The organism is Mycobacterium sp., assembly GCF_004298145.1.
Lineage (GTDB): Bacteria > Actinomycetota > Actinomycetes > Mycobacteriales > Mycobacteriaceae > Mycobacterium.
In genome coordinates this window covers 229928-251215 of the sequence record NZ_SCRH01000030.1, presented here as the reverse complement: position 1 = coordinate 251215, position 21288 = coordinate 229928, and the positions used below count along the sequence as shown (strand labels likewise).

Below are 21288 nucleotides of genomic sequence, written 5' to 3'. Positions count from 1 at the left end.
GCGATTCCGACCAGCTGATAGGCAACGCCGATCAGCCGAGGCGGTGGCTAGGACGGCTCGCTGAGCGTGGCACCGATGCGGGCCTCGCGCGCGGTCCGTCGCAGCGCGCGGGTCAGCAGCGAGCCCGGCTCCGCCCGGTTGGTGACCAGCGCGATCAACGCGGTGACGGAGGGCCGCCGCAGCCGCAGCATCCTGGCCCCGGCGGGTATGCCGAGGGTGTGGATCCACGGTTGAGGCACGATGCTCGCCCACCGGCCGGTGCGGACGTGCGCGAACAGTGCTGCCACGGAATCGGTTTCCAGCTGCGGTGTCACTTGGAGGTCGTGGGTTGCCAGCGCGTCGTCGATGACCCGGCGGCCACGCATGCCCTGGGTCAGCAGACACAGCGGTAGCTGCACGGCGTCCGACCACGTGATGGTCTCCGATTCGCCGTCGAGCAGTTCGGCGGCGGCGATGAGCACCGGCTGCTCGTGGTAGAGCGGGGTGACCAGCAGGTCGGCCGTGTCCTGTTGGTCCGGATAGAGGATGCCGGCATCCAATTCGAACTTGCGGACCCTGTCGACGATGCCGGCCGAACGCAGATTGACCTCGAGCCGGACCCGTACCAACGGATGCGCGGCACAGAACGGATCCGTAAGCAGCGCAACGGTGGTCGAGGCCGCCGGGACCACCCCGAGCCGCAGGTCGCCGGTGATCCCGGCCTGCAGCGCGGTGACTTCCTGTTTGAGTGCGTCGCGGTCCGCCAGGATGCGCCGCGCCCAGGGCACCAACCGCTCGCCTTCGGGAGTGAGGCCTTCGAACCTCTGCCCGCGCCGCACCAGCGGGACGTTGAGTTCGGATTCGAGCTTGCGGATGGCCTCCGAGAGCGCGGGCTGGGACACGTAGCAAGCCCGCGCGGCGCGCGCGAAGTGGCGCTCGGAGGCGAGCGCGACGAAGTACTCGAGCTGGCGAAACAGCATGGGCCCATTCGACCACGCGGCCGACCGCCGCCGACTATCGATCCCGAGACGATTCAGCGCGATGATTGATGAACCGAAGCGAAACGCAGACGAGGGGGACGCACGATGCCGGAACATTTCGAGGTCGGAGACCACGTCCGGTGGAATTCGGAAGCCGGACACGTCAGCGGTGTCATCGTAAAAAAGCACACCCGTGACACCGAGTACAAAGGCCATCAACGGCATTGCACGAAGGACGACCCGCAATACGAGATCAGAAGCGACAGAACCGACCACATCGCGATGCACAAGGGCGGCGCCCTGGAGAAGATCGACTAGAGGCACCACACGCCCATGAGCGGCCCCGGCGAGATCTGGACCATCGGACATTGGACATGCCCGGTGCCGACCTTCTTGGAGCCCCTGGATCGCGCCCGTATCAACCTGCTCGTCGACGTGCGCGCCCAGCCTGGCTCGCGACGCAACCCGCAGTTCGGAAGTGCGGAGATGTCGCGGTGGCTCAACGACTCCGGTATCGGCTACCTCCACCTTCCCGAACTCGGGGGCCGCCGCCGTCGACAAAACGTCGATCCCAGCATCAACGCGGGCTGGCAAAACATGAGCTTCAAGAACTACGCGGACTACACCCTCAGCAACGAATACCAACACGGCCTCACACGACTGCTCACCCTCGCCCGCTCGCACCGACTCGCGATCATGTGCGGCGAGCCGCTGCCATGGCGATGCCATCGGCTATTGATCGCGAACAGCCTTGTCGCCCAGGGCTGGACGGTATGGCACCTGATGATCGGATCCGCCCCGCGTCAGCACCGACTCGGCCAATGGGGCGCCACACCCATCGTCGACGATCGCAAGCTCGTAACGTACCCAGCGAACGCCGGCAGTGCCTGAAACGGCATCAACGGCACCCGGAACTTGCGCTCGACCGCGTCGGCGCTCCCCCACGCCCGCTCAGCGAGCCGCGCCGGCCCAGATGTCGTGTACTCAGGCAGAAACCATCGCAACCCACGACGAAAGCGCTTGATGTGGAAGCCGCACAGTTCTAAGGTATGAGATATTGTCCGTTAGCTTCGAGGAGCTCTGGTCACCATCGGTCACCAACCCGTAAGGATCGTGTGAGGGGTCGTGACATGGGACGATGCAGATGACTTGGCGCTGATGTGGCACATCGTCGACGAACGGGCCGCAGACCTACCGCACGCCGACCGGTGCGCCGTGCGCAGCGTGATCGCCACCAGCGTCTTGCAGGGCAAGTTTCCCAGCCTCGATGACATCGGACATCTGATCGCTTTCGCGGCCGGGCGGATCAGCATGGGTGAATACTTCATTCGCGTCAATCCCCTCCGCCCCTGAGCTTCTTGCGCCACGAGAACCCTTCTCGCCCAGAAGGTTTGGCGTATCGCGATGTCTGCGTCGCCCGCACGCGAGGAACAGATGCGCTGTCCCCGAGAGCTATTCGGCGCTTGGTACCACGACTACACAACACCGGCCCGGGGTCGGCTGCAGCCGGGCCTCCAGGCAATGCGGGGTTAACGCATCGACCATCCCATCGATCAGCGCATGGTTCATGCCACAGGCCAACTCGGTCTGCTCTTGAGCCAGCGCATGGAACGGGCAGTTGACCAGATACACCCCGTCGTCGTCGTGGTGCGGTTCATAGCCATACTCTCGCAACAACCGTGTCACCAACTTCAGCGCGGCCCCCGCGCCGGCCAGCGGCCGCCGCGCGGCGCGGAGCACGGTATCGGCGATGCTCCGGCCGTAGTCGTGGGCATTGCGGTACAACACCTCTACTACGGGCGCACCGCTCTGCTGGGATTGGACGATGGCCTTGCCCATCAGCCGCCCGGCCAACTCGTACTGACGTTGCGGCAAACTGACCGCGATGTCGCGGTGGACTCGCCGATACAGTTTCGAGGTGCGTCCCGCTCCCGGGCCGGACCGACCTGTCAACCGAGCGTAGTCACATTCCAGCAGGCCCTCGGCCGTCAGCCGATCCAGATGAAACTTGGCCTGATGCCGGGCGATTCCCACCACTTCGGCTGCCTGATCACGGCTCACCGGTCCGGGTTGCGAACACACAAACTGATACAGCTCGTAGCGCACCGGGTCGGCGAGGGCACCGATCCCGGAGGCGTCGCGTCGCAATTGGTCCATCGCACCTGACTTCTAGATCACAAGAGCCTTGACGTTACTGCCAATCATTTCTAAAATATAATTACTTATCTGTTAGTTTCAGGAGCCGCCATGGTCACCTTCCGAGCCAGCGCCGCCCTCATTAAACGGTTTGACGATCAGGCTACCCGCGCGCATTGCCGACCGCGATCAGATGTTGCCGTAGTAAAGGCGCCGGCGTCGTGAAGTACTTTGTGCTCCGAACCGCTGCGCGGTCGGCAACGTGGACGATCGGGTTGGCGTTGGCGGCACGGACCGTTCCCCATGTGGTACTGACGGCATCGGGCCTCATCGTCGCCGTGGTGTTTTTCTCGATAACGCAGACCACCCTGTCACTGAAGATCTTGAAATTGCCTCGTGGATACGCGTCGCTGCTGCTGGGATGCACCGGTCTGACCCTGACCCTTGGCGCGATGGGCGTTGCTGCGGTGTCAACGCACGGCCTGAGCATCTATGGGGCCGCATCATGGCTCGCCGCCACGGTCATGGTTTGGCTCGTGACAACGATCGGCGCGATCCTTGTCTTCGACGTCTACCTTCCCCGTGATGCCGGGCTCAATTTGACCAAGGCCTGATCGATCCGAAGCACCGGTTATCCACCCGCGCGTGAGAAGCGCAGACACCCCCGATGTTACTGAGTCACTAGGGAATTGACTGACGAAAGGACGCCATGGGAGACACACATCACGACCCGACGGATCGCCACCGGACTGCGAATCCTCGCGCCGGTCTCACCATGAAAGACAACTTCTTCTGGCCCGGGTTCATTCTGCTGGGCGTCGCATTGTCCGGCATTATCGCCAGCTTGGCCGTCGCCGCCTACCAACACTACGAATGGCTCACCACCGTGGCGATCATCGCGCTACTGGCCACCGTCGCCGCCACGTTATGGTTCGTCGTGGAACTTCGCCGGGTCACCCTCTTGGAAAATCAACAGGACTGGTAGTCCGAACGCCGCTACTGCGCGGCGCCCATCCCGGTGGGGTTACCGGACATGTCAGACCACCAGGCGGGGTCGTAGCCGCGACGCGGTGACATCGGCCCCGGCCGCGAGGTCGTTGATCAACGCGTCGGCGTAGTCCACCAACCCGGTGACGTCGATTGCGTGCCGTGCCGGCCGATCCTCGCGGGCAAGGTGGGCGGAGGCTCGGCGAAGCAGCGTGGCTGCACCCTTCAGATTGCCCCGCTGGACGTGGGTGATCCCCACCGCGAGCTGCGTCAGGCCTTGCCACAGTGCCTGCTCGTTGGTCGGACCGTTCTTCCATGCGGCCTCGAGCACCTCGTGAGCGTTGAATGCGAGGCCTCGATCCAGCAGATCCTGGGCATACGCGAGGGTCTCGGCCGGTGCCAGCGCCAGGTCCTCCGGAATGCGGGGAACGCCTGCACTGCCCGGCGGAAGCGGTCGCCCCAGGGTGTCCCGCGGTCGGGCACTTCGCGGCCGGCCGGATTCATCGCGATCACGCTGCGCCATCTATCTATCATGACAAGCTCGGGGCCGCGCCGTCACCCGCCACACTCGCGCAATGGAGTTGAGAATTACAGCGTTTCGTCCAGCTCGCCGAGGCGGTCGGTCAGCCGCAGGTTCTCCGAATAGTCGATCGGGCAGCTGATCAGCGAGACGCCGTCGTCGTCGAGCGCGGCGCGCAGCGTCGGCAGCAGCTCCTCGGCGCTGTTGATCCGATACCCCCTGGCGCCGAAGCTTTCTGCGTACATCACCGTGTCGGGATTGTTGAATTTCACGTAGTAATGCGCCCCGAGTTCGAGGTCCATCTTCCATTCGATGAGCCCGTACCCGCCGTCGTCCCAAATCAGCACCACCAGCGGTATCCGCTCGCGGACGGCGGTCTCGATTTCTTGCGAGTTCATCAGGAACGCGCCGTCGCCGACAACGGCCAGCACCTTGGACTCCGGCTGCGCCAGCTTGACGCCCAGCGCCCCGGGCAGGGCAAAGCTCATGGTGGACAGGCCATTTGAGATCAGGCAGGTGTTCCGCTCGTATGTCGGGTAAAGCCGGGCCATCCACATCTTGGTGGCGCCGGTGTCGACCAGGACGACGTCGCTGCGGCCCAGCGCCGCGCGCGTGTCGGCGACCACCCGCGCCGGTGCCAGCGGGTAGCGCGAATCCTGTTGGCCCCGAGCGAATTCCTCAGCGAGAAGGCCCGACCCGGGTACGTCGGCGGCGTGGCTGAAACTGTGACCCGAAAGCGCGTCGGTGAGCGCGTCGAGCGAATCGCCGATGCCCCCGATGATCCCCACGTCGACCGAGTAGTGCGCGTCGACCTCGGCCGGGAACCGGTGAATGTGGATGATCTTCTTGTCGGCCTGCGGGTTGATCCGGATCGGGTCGAATTCCTGCAACTCGTAGCCGACGGCGATGACGACGTCGGCGTTGTCGAATCCGAAGTTGACGTAGTCGTGCCGCATGAAGCCCAGCGTCCCGATGCTGTTGCGGTGATCATCGGGCATGACGCCCTTGCCGTGGAACGTGTTGGCCACCTGGATGCCGAACTCGTCGGAGAAGCGCACCAGAGCCTTGGTGGCGTCGGCGCGCGCTGCGCCGTGCCCGGCCAGCACCACCGGGTGCCGCGCGTGGCGCAGGATTTCGACGGCGCGTTCCACCTGCCGGGGCGCCGGGGCGTCGGGGCGGACGACATTGCGCGGCAACGGTCCCAGGTCGTAGTCGGCGTCATCCGCGTCGATGTGCTCCGGCACCGCGAGATAGACCGCCGCCGGACGTTCGGACTCCGCCAGCTTGAACGCCTTACGCACCATCTCGGGGATAGCGCGCGCGGTCGGGATACCGGCCGACCACCGGGTGATCGGGGCGAACATCGACACCAGATCGACGTATTGGTGTGACTCCTTGAACTCCCGGTCGTGGCCCACCTGCGCGGAGATGGCGACCAGCGGGGTGCTGTTGGTGGTGGCGTCGGCGACGCCGAGCTGCATGTTGATCGCGCCGGGTCCCAGGGTGGCCGAGACCACCGCCGCCCGGCCGGTGACCCGCCCATACATCTCGGCCATGAACGAGGCGGCCTGCTCGTGCCGGGTGAGCACGTAGCGGATGCTGGAGGACGCCAGCGCCTGCACGAATCGGATGTTCTCCTCGCCGGGCAGCCCGAACACGACGGAAACGCCCTCGTTTTCCAGGCACTTGACGATCAGCTCAGCGGCTTTGGTCATCCGACACCTCCCGTTGGCCACAGTAGTGGCAGGCTGGGTGGTGGATCTTCACACCGAATACCCGAGCGGAGGATGTCAGCGTGCCCATCGCGACCATTAACCCGGCTACCGGCGAGACGGTGAAGACCTTCACCCCGGCCACCGATGCGGAAGTCGATGCCGCGATCGCCCGCGCCTACGAACGCTTCCTCGACTATCGCCGCTCCACCACCTTCGCGCAGCGCGCGCAGTGGGCCAACGCCACCGCCGACCTCCTCGACGCCGAGGCCGACGATGTCGCCGCCATGATGACCCTGGAAATGGGCAAAACCCTCAAGTCGGCCAAGGCCGAGGTATTGAAGTGCGCCAAGGGTTTTCGCTACTACGCTGAGAACGCCGAAAAGCTCCTGGCCGACGAGCCGGCCGACGCGGGCAGGGTCGGCGCGAAGAAGGCCTACATCCGCTATCAGCCGCTGGGCGTGGTGCTGGCCGTGATGCCGTGGAACTTCCCGCTCTGGCAGGCCGTGCGATTCGCGGCCCCGGCGCTGATGGCCGGGAACGTCGGGATCCTCAAGCACGCGTCGAACGTCCCGCAGACCGCGCTGTACCTTTCCGACGTCATCGCCCGCGGTGGCTTCCCGCAGGGGTGCTTCCAGACGCTGCTCGTTCCCTCCGGCGCCGTCGAGCGCATCCTGCGCGATCCCCGGGTCGCGGCGGCCACCCTGACCGGCAGCGAGCCCGCCGGCCAATCGGTGGCGGCCATCGCCGGCGACGAGATCAAGCCCACCGTGCTCGAGCTCGGCGGCAGCGACCCGTTCATCGTGATGCCCACGGCCGACCTCGACGAGGCCGTCAAGACCGCCGTCACCGCCCGGGTGCAGAACAACGGTCAGTCCTGCATCGCCGCCAAGCGGTTCATCGTGCACACCGACATCTACGACGCGTTCGTCGACAAGTTCGTCGAGCGGATGGAGGCGCTCACCGTCGGTGACCCGACCGACCCGGGCACCGACGTGGGCCCGCTGGCCACCGAGTCGGGCCGCGACGAAATCGCCAAGCAGGTCGAGGACGCCGTCGCCGCGGGCGCCACGCTGCGCACCGGCGGCAAGCCGCTGGACCGGCCGGGATGGTTCTACCCGCCGACGGTGGTCACCGACGTCACCAAGGACATGGAGCTCTACACCGAAGAGGTATTCGGTCCGGTCGCGTCGATGTACCGGGCCGCCGACATCGATGAGGCCATCGAGATCGCCAACGCCACGACCTTCGGGCTGGGGTCCAACGCCTGGACCAACGACGAGGCCGAGCAGGAGCGCTTCGTCGACGACATCGAGGCCGGCCAGGTCTTCATCAACGGGATGACGGTGTCCTACCCGGAGTTGGGGTTCGGCGGCGTCAAACGATCGGGCTACGGCCGCGAGCTCGCCGGCCTGGGCATCCGCGCATTCTGCAACGCCAAGACGGTCTGGGTCGGCTGAAGCTCCCGCGCGAGCAGACGCGAAACCTAGACGCTGGCCAACGCCCGCTCGTCCTCCTCGGCGAAGGTGTCCTCGAGCTGCACCGGCGAGTAGTCGAGGTCGATCTCGGCGAGCGGTCGCCCGCGCGCGCTGTTGATGGTGCCGAACCGCCGCATCCCCTTGTCGGCGGCGTAGGCCATGAACTCGTCCGTCGAAATGCCGAAGGGCATCGGGTCGTAGAGGGCGAAGCCTTCCTCGATGAGGCGCAACCCGAGCGGCATGAGCTCGTTCATGCGCGTTTCGAACACCCCCCAGTTGGCGTCGTCGGCAGCGACGTGACGCCGGCAGGTGAAGGTGCCCCACGCCATGTGGCGCCGCTCGTCGTCGCCGATGCGCCGGACCAGCTCCTGCATGCCGGGCAGGATGCCGCGTTCCACGCAGATCTTGTGCCAGGCGAAGTAACCGGTGAGCGCCAGCATGCCTTCGACCATGTGGTTGTAGGTCACCGACGCCCGCACCTGGGCGGCCGGCGAAGGGTCAACCGTCAGCGCGTTGAGGCAGTCCGGCAGTTCCTCGTAGAAGATCGTGCGATAGGTGGGGATGTCATCGAGGTAGGGCTGCAGGTCCTCGGTGATGCCGACGGCGTCGAGCCACATGCGGAACACCTGGACGTGCTTGGCCTCCTCGAACGCGAACTGCGTCAGATACATCTCGTCGCCGAGCCGGCCTTCGGCCCGCATCGCGGCCATGAACGGCTGGATGTCCTGGGTCACCGACTCCTCGCCGGCGATGAACTCGGCGCACAACCGGGTCGCATAGCTGCGTTCGTCGTCGGTGAGGCGATCCCAGTCCTCCCGGTCGCGGGAGAAGTCGATGTCGGCCGGATTCCAGAATTTCGCGTTGCCGCCCGCAAACAGCTTGAGCGGCAAGCTTTCCCAGTTGAGACCGCCCTCGGCCATCGAGGCAATTCGGGTTCGGTTCATGTGACCTCCTCAGATCGTTTGGGGGCTGAGCTGATTGACGGAGTTTTCGGCGGGGCCGAGAACGCGGCCGCCAGCACCGCGACGAGCCTGCGCACGGCCAGCGCCGGCTGCTCCGGGGTGGGCTCGTCGAGCCCGAGGACCGGATCCAGACCGCGCATGTAGGGCGCCAGCGCCAGGTGCGGAAAGATCAACAGCAGCAACGACAACAGCGCGTCGGTGTCCGCATCGGCGCGCAGGTCGCCGCGAACCTTTGCGTCGCGCACGAGTGGGCGCATCACTTCCAGGTAGTGACGGTGAATCACGTTCTGCACGCTGACGCGCGCTTCGGTGTCGACCTCGAGGGTCGCCGCGGCGTGCAGCGCGCGTTCGTGCGGGTGGTCAGCGAAGTAGGCCACCCACGCGTCGAGCCAGTCGGTCAGGAACTCGAAGAAGGGCCGGCTCGGGTCGAGTTCGCGGATGTGGTCCTCCATGTAGGCCCGCACCCGCTGGCTGCCGATGTCGGCGATGAACGCATACAGGTCGCGCTTGTCGGCGAAGTACTGGAACAGGCTCCCCTTGGCGACTCCGGCGCGGCGCGCGATGACGTTCAGGCTGCCCCGGGAAAACCCGTGCGCCCCGAACTCCGCCTCCGCGGCTTCGATGATCGCGGCGCGACGAGCGGGGTCGACGCGCGCCCAGGTGACCGTCGGCAATGACGCCTCCTCGATCGAATGACCACTGGTCATTCTACTGTGAGGTAGCTCACTTTTTCAAGGGGTGGACGGGGCGGCTTGCGTTCATCGAGTGTGCGCCCTGCCGCACGTTGGGGCTCAAGTGTGCGGCCTGACGCACACTGGCGGGAAGGGATCGGCGCGGCAACAGAAGGCTCGCGCATGAGCGCGGTCTCAACGGGCGGCGGCAGCGGGCTCATCCGGGCCAAATCGCAGGTGAAAATCGACGTCGCTGGCTAATATCTGCTGGTGCTGGAGCATTGGCCCATCGTCGGCAGACACCGGGAGATCAACGAGGTCAGCCGCCTGCTCACCACCAATGGACCGCGAGGTGTCGCATTGGCGGGCAAGCCCGGGGTCGGTAAGTCGCGGTTGGCCCGCGAGGCCGTGCGGGCGGCCGCCGACGCCGGATGGACCGTACGCAGCACCGCCGCCACCGTTACCAGCCGCGCGATCCCGCTGGGCGCCTTCGCAACGTGGACTGACGATATGGCGGGCGCACCCCATGCGTTGGCGCGCCGGGTCGTCGAGGCACTGACCGCCGGCACACAACCGGAACGTCTCGTGGTCTTCGTCGACGACGCCCATCTCCTCGATGAGCTGTCGGCCCTGGTGCTGCATCAACTCGTGCAATCACGGGCCGCGACGGTGATCGCCACGATTCGTACGGGCGAGCCGGCGCCGGCCGCGGTGACGGCGCTATGGAAAGACGGACTGGTGGTCCGGCGGGACGTCGAGCCGTTGACCCGCGGCCAGACCGACGAACTGTTGTTGGCGGCGACGGGGTGCGCACCGGATCAGCGGTGCGGGGACGAGCTGTGGCGTCTGACGCGCGGAAACGTGTTGTTCCTGCGGCAGCTGGTCGAGCAGGAGCTCCACGCGGGACGCATGGTCAGCGACGATGGCGTTCTGCGCTGGCCGGGAAACCTCGGCCTGTCGGGGTCCCTCGCCGAGTTGGTGGATGCGCAGATCGGCGCCATTCCCGACGACGTGCGCGACGTCGTCGATCTGGTAGCCGTGTCCGAACCCATCGACTGGCAGTGCCTGAGACTGCTCGCCGAGCGGGACGCCATTGAGGATGCCGAACAGCGCGAATTGATCCGGTTGTCCGCCGACGACGTGTACATCGGCCATCCCATGTTCGCCGAGGTGCGCCTGAACCGCTGCGGCTCCGCGCGGTTGCGACGCCTTCGTGGCCAGGTCGCGACCGCGATGAAGGACGGCGGCGCCGCGAAGGTGATGAAGCGGGGACTGCTCTGGTTGGAATCGGACCTGCCACCCGAGCCCGACGTGCTGCTCTCGGCGGCCACGGCGGCGAGTGCGCTTTTGGACTTCGAAACCGCGGAGCGGCTCTTTCGCGCCGCTGCCGCAACCGGCATCGGCGCACAGGCCCGGATACCTCTCGCCTACTCGCTGTTCATGCGGGAAAAAGGCGAACTCGCCTTGGAAGTCCTCGACGGCGTGGAGGTCGACGAAGCAACGCAGTCCGCGTTCATCAACGAGGCGGTGATGCGTGCGTCAAATCTGTTGTGGGGGATGCGATCACCGGAGCGATCCTGGCGGCTCATCGACGATGCGCTCCAGGCCTCGCACGGTGCGCGGCGACAACAACTGCTGGTGTTCCGCGCCAATCAACTCGCGCTGGCGGCGCGGCCGATCGAGGTCCTCGCGACCATGGCAGAGGTCGACTACCGGGACCTCGACCAGTACGGCGCGACGATGGCTTACAGCGCCGAGAGCTTGGCCTATGGCGAACTCGGTCAAGCCGATCAGGCCGTGGCAAAGGCTATCGACGCCGACGAGGCGCTCACGTTGAGCGAGCAAGGCAGATTCCTTCGTCAGCCGTTGACCGAGTTTCACACGTTCGCCCTGCTGGCGACGGGACGCATCACCGAGGCCGTCGACGTGGCCGAACGCCACCTCCGCGCCCACCGCGACGAACCGGCGGATGTGCGAACGGTTGCGGCGGAGATCCTCGGCATGGTGATGTTGGCCGCCGGTGACCTCGACGCGTCGCTACGGCATCTGCCGCATGAAGTCGACCCCGAGATGGCAAACAGCTTCCACGTCGTGAACAGCTTCCACCGGTTCCACCTGCTGCGTGCGCAGGCACTGGCCCGGTCCGGCGATGCGGGTGCGGCCGCCGACGCGCTGAACACTGCCCGCGCACATCGGCATCCGGCCTACGTATACGTCACGTCCACCGAACTGCTGAGCGAGGCCTGGCTGACGGCGGTCCGCTCGCGGTCCACCGAGGCGCGCCGGCTGGCCCGCCAGGCGGCGGAGTTCGCGCGCGACCACGATCAACTCGCCCGCGAGGTGTTGTGCTTACAGACCGCCGTGCAATTCGACGACACCGACGCGGCAGAACGGCTGGCAGAGTTGGCCACGCGCGTGCAAGGACCGCGCGCCGTGGTCGCGGCGCGCTACGCGGCGGCGGTACAAGCCGACGATGCCGCCGAACTCGACCAGGTGTCAGCCGAATTCGAGGCGATGGGCGACCTGCTGGCCGCCGCCGATGCCGCGGGACAAGCCGCGACGTCACACCGGCGGGCGGGCCGCGGGGGGAGCGCGATGACCGCGGCGGCACGCACGCGCCGGCTGGCGAGAACGTGCAATGGCGCGACCAGCCCGGCCATCGAGGCGGCCTCTTTTGCACCACCGTTCACCAACCGGGAACGCGAAATCGCGGTGTTGGTCGCCCAGGGCCTGTCGAACCGCGATATCGCCGCGGCGGTGTCGCTGTCCGTGCGCACCGTCGAAAGCCACATCTATCGCGCATGCACCAAGGCCGGCGTAGCCGGACGCACCGGCCTGGCCGGCGTCATCGGTGGCGCGGCCGACAAGTCGCGCTCCGGCACCACCGAAGGGTGAATGCAGTAGTCCTTTGCCGGCGCGGGCCAAATTGCAGTAGTCCGTCCCGGATGAAACCGGTGTCGCTTCGACAAAAGATGGCTGGCGAACGCGCCGGCTGTCGTGACGAAAGCAAGATGCCATGGATTTCGGGGTGCTGCCGCCAGAGGTCAACTCGGGTTTGATGTATGCCGGCCCGGGTTCGGGGCCGCTGCTGGCCTCCGCCGCGGCCTGGGACGAGGTGGCCGCCGAGCTGGAAGCCGCGGCCGCGGGCTACTCGACGCAAATCGCCGACCTGACCGGACTGGCCTGGTTCGGGCCCTCGTCGATGGCGATGTCCGGCGCGGCCGCACCCTATGTGGCCTGGCTGCAGGCCTCGGCAACGCAGGCCGGACGGACCGCCGCCCAGGCCTATGCGGCGGCCGCGGCCTACGAGGCCGCATTCGCGATGACCGTGCCACCGCCGGTGATCGCGGCCAACCGCGCGCAGCTACTGGCATTGATCGCCACCAACTTCTTCGGGCAAAACGGCCCGGCGATCGCAGCCACCGAAGCCCAGTACATGCAGATGTGGGCCCAAGACGCCGCCGCGATGTATGCCTACGCCGCCGATTCGGCGGCCGCGAGCACCACGACCCCGTTTGACGAACCACCACAGACCACCAACCAGACCGGGCAAGACACCCAAGCGCGCTCACTGGCCCAGACCGCCGGCAATACCACCACCGCCCGAACGCAATCCCTGATGCAGAGCCTCGCCACTCAGCAGGCCAACCTCATCGACCCGCCCCTGCCCGCCGGCAGCACCGCCAACATCGCACCCGGCGGCGCCACCATCGAGCCCGGCGCGACCTTCACCGTCAGCCCCGGCTACCCCGTCACCGGCAGCTATGGTGCCGGGTTCACAGCCGACACCGCCATCACATGGTTGTATAACGGACAGGTCATCCCCTTCCCAGCTGGGACGAGCGCCTACGTCACTAACGTCACGGTCCTGAGCGGCACCATTACCGTGAACCCTCCCCTCGCGGGAAGCGGTGGCGCGTTCACCATTTCAAGCGGCGCCGTCACCGCCGGCACCGCCGGCGGGGAGGTCACCATCAACGCCGGCACCGGCCTCGTCACCGCCGTCAACGCCGGCACGATCATCACCGGCCCGGTAACCGCCACCCCTTACGTCTTCCCCGTTGCCCCCGTCGTAGCCGGCTCGTCGAGCGCGTTGGGTGCGGCACCGGCGGCGGCCCCGGTGATCGGCGCGCCCGGCCTGGCCGGAACCGCGGGAATCCAACCCCAGCTCGACGTCGACGCGCTCGCGGACGCGCTCTCGGCCGTCGCCGAATAGCGCGCACCCGTTTCTTGTCGAACGTGACGCCACAGTCACTCTCGAGCCCGAACGTGACTGCAGCGTCACGTTCGGGGGTACGGCGACCGCTCAGGGCCGCATCTGATAGGCACCGCTGAGCGGCAGGACGTGCTCCTTCCAGATCCGGTCGTAGCGCGCGGGGTCGTGCGCGGGGCGGCGGATCATCCGGATCGCGAAGCGGGCCTGTGCGTCCGTCGTCGCGGGCTTATCACTCAGCTCCACGGCGTAGGCGTTGAAGTCGCGGACCAGCACGGCGAAAATCTCGTCGATCAATCCCTCGTCGACACCCGACAGCCCGGCCTCCTCCAGGATGAGCTGCGCGTAGGGCACCGTGGCGAACAACTGGCCGACGGCGAACGCGAAGTCGATATCCTTCTGCTGCACCGCATCCGGGGTGGCGCTGGCCAGCATCTCGGCGAGCACGTCGATTTGTGCGCGCAGCAGCGCGACATTCGGCAGGTGCCCGAAGCGCTCGAACGGCGCGCGCCAGTCGCCGAAGCGCACCTTGCCCAGGCCGCCGGTCGCGCCCTGCGCGAACAGGAAGGTGTCGTCGGCGGCGTCGTCGCGCCGGCCGACCAAGGGCAGCTCGTCGTTGGGGGCGAACAAGAAGTTCGGCATGAACTTGCCGAGCAGCCCGATGTTGATGTGGACGGTGCCCTCCAGCCGGGGCAGCAGGCCGATCTCGCGGGTCATCGCCTCGAAGATGGTGTCCTTCTCGACGCCTTTTGCGGCGATGACGTCCCACAGCGCGGTGATGACGCGTTCGCCCTCGCTGGTGATCTTCGCCTTGGTAAGCGGGCTGTAGAGCAGGTAGCGACGGTCGGAGGCCGACGCGCTGCGCATGTAGTCGCAGGCCCGGGTGGCGACCAGCTTCATGGCGACCAGCCGCGCGTAGGCGTCGGTGAGCAGCCGTCGCACGTGGGTGAAGTCGGTGACGACGGTCCCGTACAGGATGCGGTTGGACGCGTGGGTGACCGCCTCGTACATCGCATGCGTGCACATGCCGACCGCGCCCCAGCCGAGGTTGTACTTGCAGACGTTGACGGTGTTCAGCGCGGCGTGGAAGGCCTCGGGGCCGCGGTGCAGGATGTCGGCCTCGGTCACCGGGTAGTCGCGCAGCGCGTAATTGGCGACGTAGTTCTGCGAGTTGACCACGTTCTTGATCAGGTCGTACCGGTCGTGCTGGGAGTCGGCGGCGAAGAAGACGTACTCGTCCGTCCCGGCGAACTTGCCGAAGGTGGAGACCATCCGGGCCACGTTGGCGTTGCCGATGTAGTACTTCTCGCCATGAGCGATCCAGCCCCCGTCCGACGGCGTCAGGTTCATGTCGGTCTGGTAGACGTCGGCGCCGTGCGTCTGCTCCGACAGGCCGAAGGCGAACACCTCGCCGGCCTCGAGCAACGCCGCGGCCTTGCGCTTGGCGTCGGAGTTGGCGCTCATCCAGATCGGGCCCAGACCCAGCGCGGTGACCTGGAAGGGATACCAGTAGCTCAGCCCGTAGAAGCCCACGATCTCGGCGAACGCGCTGATCCGGTAGGTGTCCCAGCGACAGTCGGGGGCGCCGTAGGCCGAGGGCGTCAGCAGCGACGCGAAGATGCGCTCGCGGCCGATGTGGTCCAAAAACTCGGAGTACCAGACCCGTTCGTGGTCGTCGGACTTCAACCGCGCCTTGCCCCGGGACTCGAAGAAGTCCACCGTCGCGGCCATGATCTCAGCGGAGCGGCGGTCCGGGTACTGGCGTTGCACGCGGTTGGGATTGAGCAACATGGCGGGACTCCCAGCGGGTTCTCGACGAAGACGAGGGTGACGGTACTCCCAACAGCGCGGCCGTCGGGGCACACCGGAACAAAACGACCCTGTTCGTCACGTGCCCGTCCACCTAGCATCAGTCACGTGTCAGAACTCAATACCGCTCGCGGGTCCATCGATACCGCTCAGTTAGGCGTGACCCTCATGCATGAGCACGTGTTCATCATGACCACCGAGATCGCCGAGAACTATCCCGAAGCGTGGGGCGACGAAGAACGACGCGTGGCCGATGCCATCGAAAGGCTCAACGAGCTGAAGGCCCGCGGGGTGGACACCATCGTCGACCTCACCGTGATCGGCCTGGGCCGCTACATCCCGCGCATCGCCCGGGTCGCGGCGGCGACCGAGCTGAATATCGTTGTGGCGACTGGGCTTTACACCTACAACGACGTGCCCTTCTATTTCCACTACCTGGGTCCGGGCGCCGAACTGGGCGGCCCGGAGACCATGACCGACATGTTCGTCCGCGACATCGAGCAGGGCATCGCCGACACCGGAATCAAGGCCGGCATCCTCAAGTGCGCCACCGATAGGCCCGGCATCACCCCCGGCGTCGAGCGGGTGCTGCGCGCGGTCGCCCAGGCGCACAAGCGCACCGGGGTGCCGATCTCCACGCACACGCACGCCGGGCTGCGGCGCGGCCTCGAACAGCAGCGGATCTTCGAATCCGAGGGCGTCGACCTGAGCCGGGTGGTCATCGGGCACTCCGGCGACAGCACGGACGTCGGCTACCTCGAGGAGCTCATCGCGGCCGGGTCGTATTTGGGCATGGACCGGTTCGGCATCGACGCGATCTCGCCCTTCGAGGACCGGGTGAACATCGTCGCGCAGATGTGCGAGCGCGGGCACGCCGACAAGATGGTGCTGTCCCACGACGCCAGCTGCTACTTCGACGCGCTGCCCGAAGAGCTGGTGCCACAGGTGATGCCGAACTGGCACTACCTGCACATCCACAACGATGTGATCCCCGCGCTCAAGGAGCGCGGCGTGACCGACGAGCAGCTGCACACGATGCTGGTCGACAATCCGCGCCGCATCTTCGAGCAGACGGGCGCCTACTAAATGACCCAGGGTGAGCCGGTGCCGCCGATCGGCACCCAGATTTCGCAGCTTGCCCAACTCGCCCCCGACGAGCCCGCCGTCAGCTGTGACGGGGTGACCCTGACCCGCGGCGAGCTCGACCGCTCGACGAATCGGTTGGCCCGGGCCTACGCCGAGCGGGGCGTGGGTGTCGGCGACTACGTGACCATGGTGCTGCCGAACTCGGTCGAGTGGATCCAGGCAGCGGTGGCCTGCTGGAAGCTGGGCGCGGTCCCCCAGCCGCTGTCGGCGCGCCTGCCCGCCGCCGAGTTGGCGGGCCTGCTCGAATTGCGGCCGCCGGCGCTGCTGGTCGGGCGCGGAGGCGATCACAAGCGCGGCGAAGCCGGGCGCAGTGGGTCGCCGACCGGACAGCTTAGTCATACCGAAATACCAAGTGTTCCAGCCGGTTTCATCCCCGATCCGGCACTCTCGGACGACCCGTTGCCGGAGGCGGTGTCACCGGTGTGGAAGGCGATGGGATCCGGCGGCAGCACCGGGCGGCCCAAGCTGATCGAAGCCGGCGGCGACAGCCGGATACCTCCGCTGATCGGCTATCCGCTGGGCGCCCAGGAGGGCGACACCACCTTGGTGCCGATCCCGCTGTCCCACAACACCGGCTTCACCACCGCGACGCTGGCGTTGCTGATGCGCCATCACCTGGTGCTGATGAGCCGGTTCGACCCGCACCAGTTTCTCCGGCTGATCAGCGACCATCGCGTCACGTTCCTGACGGCGGTGCCCACGATCATGCAACGGGCGCTGCCGGCATACCACGCGGATCCTGGTGCTTACGACCTGTCCTCGCTGCGGCGGTTCTGGCACATGGGGGCGCCCTGCCCACCGGCCATCAAACAGGCGTGGATCGACCTGCTGGGTCCCGAAGTGGTGTGGGAGCTTTACGGCGGCACCGAATTACAGGCGTTGACCTTCATCTCCGGGGACCAGTGGCTGGCACACCGGGGTTCGGTCGGCGTGGTGGTGGCCGGGGAGATGAAGGTACTCGACGACGACGGCAATCCCTGCCCGCCCGGTGTGGTCGGCGAGATCTACATGCGGCCCGGCCCGGGCAGCGCGCCCACCTACCGCTACGTCGGCGCCACGGCGAAGAGCCGCGACGGCTGGGATTCGCTGGGCGATCTCGGCTATTTCGACGACGACGGATTTCTGTATCTGTCGGACCGGCGGGTCGACATGTTCACCGTCGGTGGCCGCAACGTCTACCCCGCCGAGATCGAGAACGCGCTGTCGGCGCACCCACACGTGTTGTCCTGTCTGGTCGTCGGTGTCCCCGACCCGAACGGCGGTGACCTGGGTCAGGTGCCCTACGCCCTGGTGCACACGGCCGACGGCGCCACCCTGGACTCCCCGGGCGTGCAGGCGTTCCTGCGCGAACACCTGGCGGCATACAAGGTTCCGCCCACCCCCGACTTCATCGAATTCGTCGACACCCCGCTCCGCGACGACGCCGGCAAGGCCCGCCGGTCGGCGGTCCGGGCCCAGATCCTGCAGCGACTTCAGACCGCGGAAGCCGGCTGACCCGCGACCGTTCGAGGGGCCCCAAGAATCCTCCAAGCCCGCGGCACCAACGTGAGGGCATGCAGATCGAGCCATTGAGCACCGACCTGATCGAACGCTATCTGCAATCGCGCGGGCTGCGCTTTTTCCGCAGCGACGACGGCGAGGAATTCCTGATGCTCTCCAGCTACGAGCGCGGCAAGCTGCATGTGACCCTGCGGGTCAACGGTTTACGGCGCGACGTGCTGGAGATCTCGATCAGCCCCGCCGCGTACTATGCCGCCGGCGAGCGCCCGCGCCTGATGGAACTGGTGAACGACTGGAACCGAGACACCCACTGGCCCAAGGCGTTTGTGCGCGAGACGGCCCGGACCGGCCACGTGAGCGTGGTCGGTGAAAACGCCTACCTGCTCAGCGACGGCATCCACCTCGAGGCGCTGGGCAACCTCGTCAGGTCCGCGGTCGAGTACGGGGCCGATCTGTTCGCCAAGATCGAGCAGGCCATCCGCCTGCCGTCCGCGCACACGCTGGAACAGTGGATGGACCGCACCGGTTAGGGCGCGATCGCGTCCGCCTCCGCATCGACGGCCTCGGCGGCTTCGGCCGGCCTCTGACGTTTCTCCCAGCGGCGCAAGGCTTCTCGGCAGGGCGACTCGACCAGCGCGTAGCTGACCGCGGCGATCGCGAACCCGAAGATCAGCGTCACCACCAACACCGTCGGCATGTTGCCGGTGAACGGGAACGTCCCGACGACCGGGAACACCATGGCCAGCGCGGCCAGGTGCCAGACGAACAGGCCGTAGGACCAGCGGCCCAGGGTGACCATGGCGGCGTTGCCCAACAGCCGGTGACCGGTGTCGAGACGGTCCAGCACCAACGGCGCGACCAACGCGAAGGCCACCAGTGCGCCCATCGCGGTCTTCACCGCGAACTGGGCGGGCGTGCCGGGCACCAGGCCTTCCGGGCCGGCCAGCGGCGACGCCGCGACCAGGTAGGCCGCCACCGCGACGACGGCCATCACCGGGCGATGGCGCGCGATGCGGTGCGGGAGCCCGATGCCGCTGTGGACCCACTCGGCCAGCAGCATGCCGGCGGCGAACCAGGAGAAGAACGCCGGCGGCCAGTTGAGCGGGTTGATGCCCTCGGCCGCGTGCCCCGGCACCCAACCCCAGGCCCAGCTGAGGACCCCCAGCGCGGCGATCACCGGCACCCGCGCGCGCACCGGGAGGCGGCGGGCCAGCAGCGCCAGAACCGGCAGCGCCAGATAGAAGCTGACCTCGACGGACAGGCTCCACATCTGGGTCAGCCCACCGGTCAGCGTGAGCGGCACATAGATCTGGGTCAGCGTCAGGTTGGCCAGCCACACCGTCAGGCTGGCGTGATCGGCGTCGGGCAGCAGGGTGAGGATCACGACGACGGCCACCACATAGGCGGGCATGATGCGCACGACCCGCGACCGCAGGTAGTGGCCGGTGCGCGGGCGGACTCCCAGATCCCTTGCCGCCGCGGCGTGCCCGCGCCACAGCAGGAAACCCGACAGCGCGAAGAACAGCGCGACGGCGAGGTCGAAGCGCCCGAACAGCCGGCCGGAGGCGCCGCTGGAGTGCCCGGTCTGGAAAGCGACGTGCGTGACGACCACGCCCATGGCCGCGCAGGCGCGCATGCCCTCCACCGCCGGCAGGAAGCTGCGCACCCCGCCCACCCGCTGGTCGTCGCTCACCACCACAGTTTGCCTGTGCTGGGTTGCCCGACGAATGGGTACACCCGACGGACCCACCCGCCCCGAGCATCAGGTTGGTAAGTCGCTGCCTTAGTTTCTGCTGTTAGGGTCAAACGAGTTTGCCCCGGGCTGCTCGCTCGGGTCGGGTCGCGGCTGGGCAAAGCAAGGGATCATGAGGAGGGCACAGCGACGTGAACCGAGCAGTCATGTTGCGGTTCGCCGCATGCGGGATCATCGGACTCGGAGCCGCCCTGCTGATCGCCGCGCTGCTGTTGTCGACGTACACCACGAGCAGGATCACCAAGGTCCCCCTGGACATCGACGCCACGCTGGTCGGTGACGGCACCGGGGCGGCGCTGGACTCCGCGTCGTTGTCGACCGACCACGTCGTCGTCAACCAGAACGTGCCGCTGGTCGCCCAGCAGCAGATCAGCGTCGAGTCGCCCGCCAATGCCGACGTCGTCACGCTGCAGGTCGGAAGTTCGTTGCGGCGCACGGACAAGCAGAAGGACAGCGGTCTGCTGCTGGCCATCGTCGACACCGTCACGCTCAACCGCAAGACCGCGCTGGCCGTCTCCGACGACACCCACTCCGGCGGCGCGATCCAGAAGCCGCGCGCCGTCAACGACGAGAACCCGCCCACCGCGATGCCGCTGCGGCACGACGGGCTGTCCTACCGGTTCCCGTTCCACACCGAGAAGAAGACCTATCCCTATTTCGATCCGATCGCGCAGAAGCCGTTCGACGTCAACTACGACACCCAGGAAGACGTCAACGGGCTGACCACCTACAAGTTCACCCAGAACGTCGGCTACAACGCCGACGGCAAGCTGGTGGCCCCGGTGGCGTACCCGTCGCTGCTCGCCGGCAACGAGGACGCCAAGCAGACCACGTCGGCGTCGATGTGGGGCGTCCAGGGCGGCGATCCGAACGAACAGATCACCATGACCCGCTTCTACGCGGCGCAGCGCACGTTCTGGGTGGACCCGGTGTCGGGCACCATCGTCAAAAAGACCGAGCACGCCGACCACTACTTCGCCCGTGACCCGCTCAAGCCGGAGCTCACCCTGGCCGACTACAAGGTCACCTCGAACGAGGACACCGTCGAATCCCAGGTCAACGCCGCCCGCGATGAGCGCGACCGGCTCGCGCTGTGGTCACGGGTGCTGCCGATCACCTTCACCGCGGTCGGCTTGATCGCGCTGGTCGGCGGGGGGCTGCTCGCCTCGTTCAGCCTGCGCAGCGAGAGCGCGCTCACCGACCCCGGCCTGGACCGGGGCGACCAGGACTTCTTCGGCCGCACCGGCCTCGAAGAGCCGGTGCCCGGCGCCGAGGCCGAAACCGAGAAGCTGCCCACCCAGCGTCCCGATCTGCGTCACGAGTCCGGTCCGCCCGGCTCCGATGCACCCGGATCTTCCGGCCCGGATGAGGCGACCGAAGCGGGGCCCACCGAGTCGAATCCGCCCGGCCCGCACGACCGCGAATAGCCCGGCCCGGATGCG

Annotated in this window: 20 protein-coding genes; 12 read left to right on the top strand and 8 right to left on the bottom strand. The window is 67.1% G+C overall.

The window, feature by feature from the left end:
* Positions 1-47: 47 nt before the first annotated feature.
* A complete protein-coding gene (locus tag EPN51_RS11645; RefSeq protein WP_293042268.1) occupies positions 48-959 on the bottom strand; it encodes a LysR family transcriptional regulator in 912 nt (303 codons plus the stop codon).
* Positions 960-1064: 105 nt separating this feature from the next.
* On the opposite strand from EPN51_RS11645, the gene EPN51_RS11640 reads away from it, so the two are divergent.
* The 3 genes from EPN51_RS11640 (at position 1065) to EPN51_RS11630 (ending at position 2312) form a co-directional block, all read left to right on the top strand.
* Entirely contained in the window at positions 1065-1277 is a 213-nt protein-coding gene (locus tag EPN51_RS11640; RefSeq protein ID WP_293042265.1) for a DUF2945 domain-containing protein, read from the top strand.
* Between the two features lie 15 nt (positions 1278-1292).
* Complete coding sequence (locus EPN51_RS11635) at positions 1293-1850, top strand: DUF488 domain-containing protein (RefSeq protein WP_293042262.1); 558 nt, start codon at positions 1293-1295, stop codon at positions 1848-1850.
* Between the two features lie 234 nt (positions 1851-2084).
* Complete coding sequence (locus EPN51_RS11630; protein ID WP_293042259.1) at positions 2085-2312, top strand: hypothetical protein; 228 nt, start codon at positions 2085-2087, stop codon at positions 2310-2312.
* A gap of 99 nt (positions 2313-2411) precedes the next feature.
* Here the strand turns inward: EPN51_RS11630 and EPN51_RS11625 are convergent, their stop codons facing one another.
* Positions 2412-3116, bottom strand: a complete 705-nt coding sequence (locus tag EPN51_RS11625; protein WP_293042256.1) for a helix-turn-helix domain-containing protein — start codon at positions 3114-3116, stop codon at positions 2412-2414.
* A 284-nt stretch (positions 3117-3400) separates the two neighbouring features.
* Here EPN51_RS11625 and EPN51_RS11620 point away from each other — a divergent pair, with 284 nt between their 5' ends.
* Together EPN51_RS11620 and EPN51_RS11615 are read left to right on the top strand one after the other, a co-directional pair.
* Entirely contained in the window at positions 3401-3709 is a 309-nt protein-coding gene (locus EPN51_RS11620) for a hypothetical protein (RefSeq protein WP_293042253.1), read from the top strand.
* A 161-nt stretch (positions 3710-3870) separates the two neighbouring features.
* A complete protein-coding gene (locus EPN51_RS11615) occupies positions 3871-4080 on the top strand; it encodes a UsfY protein (protein ID WP_293042250.1) in 210 nt (69 codons plus the stop codon).
* Between the two features lie 51 nt (positions 4081-4131).
* On the opposite strand, the gene EPN51_RS11610 is transcribed toward EPN51_RS11615, so the two are convergent.
* Together EPN51_RS11610 and EPN51_RS11605 are read right to left on the bottom strand one after the other, a co-directional pair.
* Positions 4132-4605: a DUF309 domain-containing protein gene (locus EPN51_RS11610; RefSeq protein ID WP_293042247.1), complete on the bottom strand. Its 474-nt coding sequence runs from the start codon at positions 4603-4605 to the stop codon at positions 4132-4134.
* A 65-nt stretch (positions 4606-4670) separates the two neighbouring features.
* Positions 4671-6317: an acetolactate synthase large subunit gene (locus EPN51_RS11605; RefSeq protein WP_293042244.1), complete on the bottom strand. Its 1647-nt coding sequence runs from the start codon at positions 6315-6317 to the stop codon at positions 4671-4673.
* Between the two features lie 80 nt (positions 6318-6397).
* Here EPN51_RS11605 and EPN51_RS11600 point away from each other — a divergent pair, with 80 nt between their 5' ends.
* Positions 6398-7774 carry an NADP-dependent succinic semialdehyde dehydrogenase gene (locus tag EPN51_RS11600; protein WP_293042241.1) on the top strand — a complete coding sequence of 459 codons (1377 nt, stop codon included), beginning with the start codon at positions 6398-6400 and terminating at the stop codon, positions 7772-7774.
* Positions 7775-7800: 26 nt separating this feature from the next.
* Here EPN51_RS11600 and EPN51_RS11595 read toward each other — a convergent pair whose 3' ends face one another.
* Together EPN51_RS11595 and EPN51_RS11590 are read right to left on the bottom strand one after the other, a co-directional pair.
* On the bottom strand, positions 7801-8736 hold the full coding sequence (locus tag EPN51_RS11595; RefSeq protein WP_293042239.1) for a R2-like ligand-binding oxidase: 936 nt from the start codon (positions 8734-8736) through the stop codon (positions 7801-7803).
* Positions 8733-9428 (bottom strand): TetR/AcrR family transcriptional regulator, encoded by a 696-nt coding sequence (locus EPN51_RS11590; RefSeq protein ID WP_293042325.1) that lies wholly within the window; start codon positions 9426-9428, stop codon positions 8733-8735. The genes EPN51_RS11595 and EPN51_RS11590 overlap by 4 nt, the downstream gene beginning before the upstream one ends.
* Positions 9429-9695: 267 nt before the next feature.
* On the opposite strand from EPN51_RS11590, the gene EPN51_RS11585 reads away from it, so the two are divergent.
* Complete coding sequence (locus EPN51_RS11585; RefSeq protein ID WP_293042236.1) at positions 9696-12320, top strand: LuxR family transcriptional regulator; 2625 nt, start codon at positions 9696-9698, stop codon at positions 12318-12320.
* A gap of 121 nt (positions 12321-12441) precedes the next feature.
* Complete coding sequence (locus tag EPN51_RS11580) at positions 12442-13641, top strand: PPE family protein (RefSeq protein WP_293042233.1); 1200 nt, start codon at positions 12442-12444, stop codon at positions 13639-13641.
* Positions 13642-13731: 90 nt separating this feature from the next.
* Here EPN51_RS11580 and EPN51_RS11575 read toward each other — a convergent pair whose 3' ends face one another.
* Positions 13732-15429 (bottom strand): acyl-CoA dehydrogenase family protein, encoded by a 1698-nt coding sequence (locus EPN51_RS11575; RefSeq protein ID WP_293042231.1) that lies wholly within the window; start codon positions 15427-15429, stop codon positions 13732-13734.
* A gap of 126 nt (positions 15430-15555) precedes the next feature.
* On the opposite strand from EPN51_RS11575, the gene EPN51_RS11570 reads away from it, so the two are divergent.
* From EPN51_RS11570 to EPN51_RS11560, 3 genes are read left to right on the top strand one after another with little or no spacing between them, the layout of a single operon-like run.
* Positions 15556-16533, top strand: coding sequence for a phosphotriesterase-related protein (locus EPN51_RS11570; RefSeq protein ID WP_293042228.1), 978 nt, complete (start codon positions 15556-15558; stop codon positions 16531-16533).
* Positions 16534-18087: an AMP-binding protein gene (locus tag EPN51_RS11565; protein ID WP_293042225.1), complete on the top strand. Its 1554-nt coding sequence runs from the start codon at positions 16534-16536 to the stop codon at positions 18085-18087.
* Positions 18088-18146: 59 nt separating this feature from the next.
* The gene (locus EPN51_RS11560; protein WP_293042222.1) at positions 18147-18623 is read left to right on the top strand and encodes a YbjN domain-containing protein; all 477 of its coding nucleotides are present in this window, start codon (positions 18147-18149) and stop codon (positions 18621-18623) included.
* On the opposite strand, the gene EPN51_RS11555 is transcribed toward EPN51_RS11560, so the two are convergent.
* On the bottom strand, positions 18620-19792 hold the full coding sequence (locus EPN51_RS11555; protein WP_293042219.1) for an acyltransferase: 1173 nt from the start codon (positions 19790-19792) through the stop codon (positions 18620-18622). The genes EPN51_RS11560 and EPN51_RS11555 overlap by 4 nt on opposite strands.
* A gap of 185 nt (positions 19793-19977) precedes the next feature.
* Here EPN51_RS11555 and EPN51_RS11550 point away from each other — a divergent pair, with 185 nt between their 5' ends.
* The gene (locus EPN51_RS11550; protein ID WP_293042216.1) at positions 19978-21273 is read left to right on the top strand and encodes a DUF3068 domain-containing protein; all 1296 of its coding nucleotides are present in this window, start codon (positions 19978-19980) and stop codon (positions 21271-21273) included.
* Positions 21274-21288 lie beyond the last annotated feature (15 nt).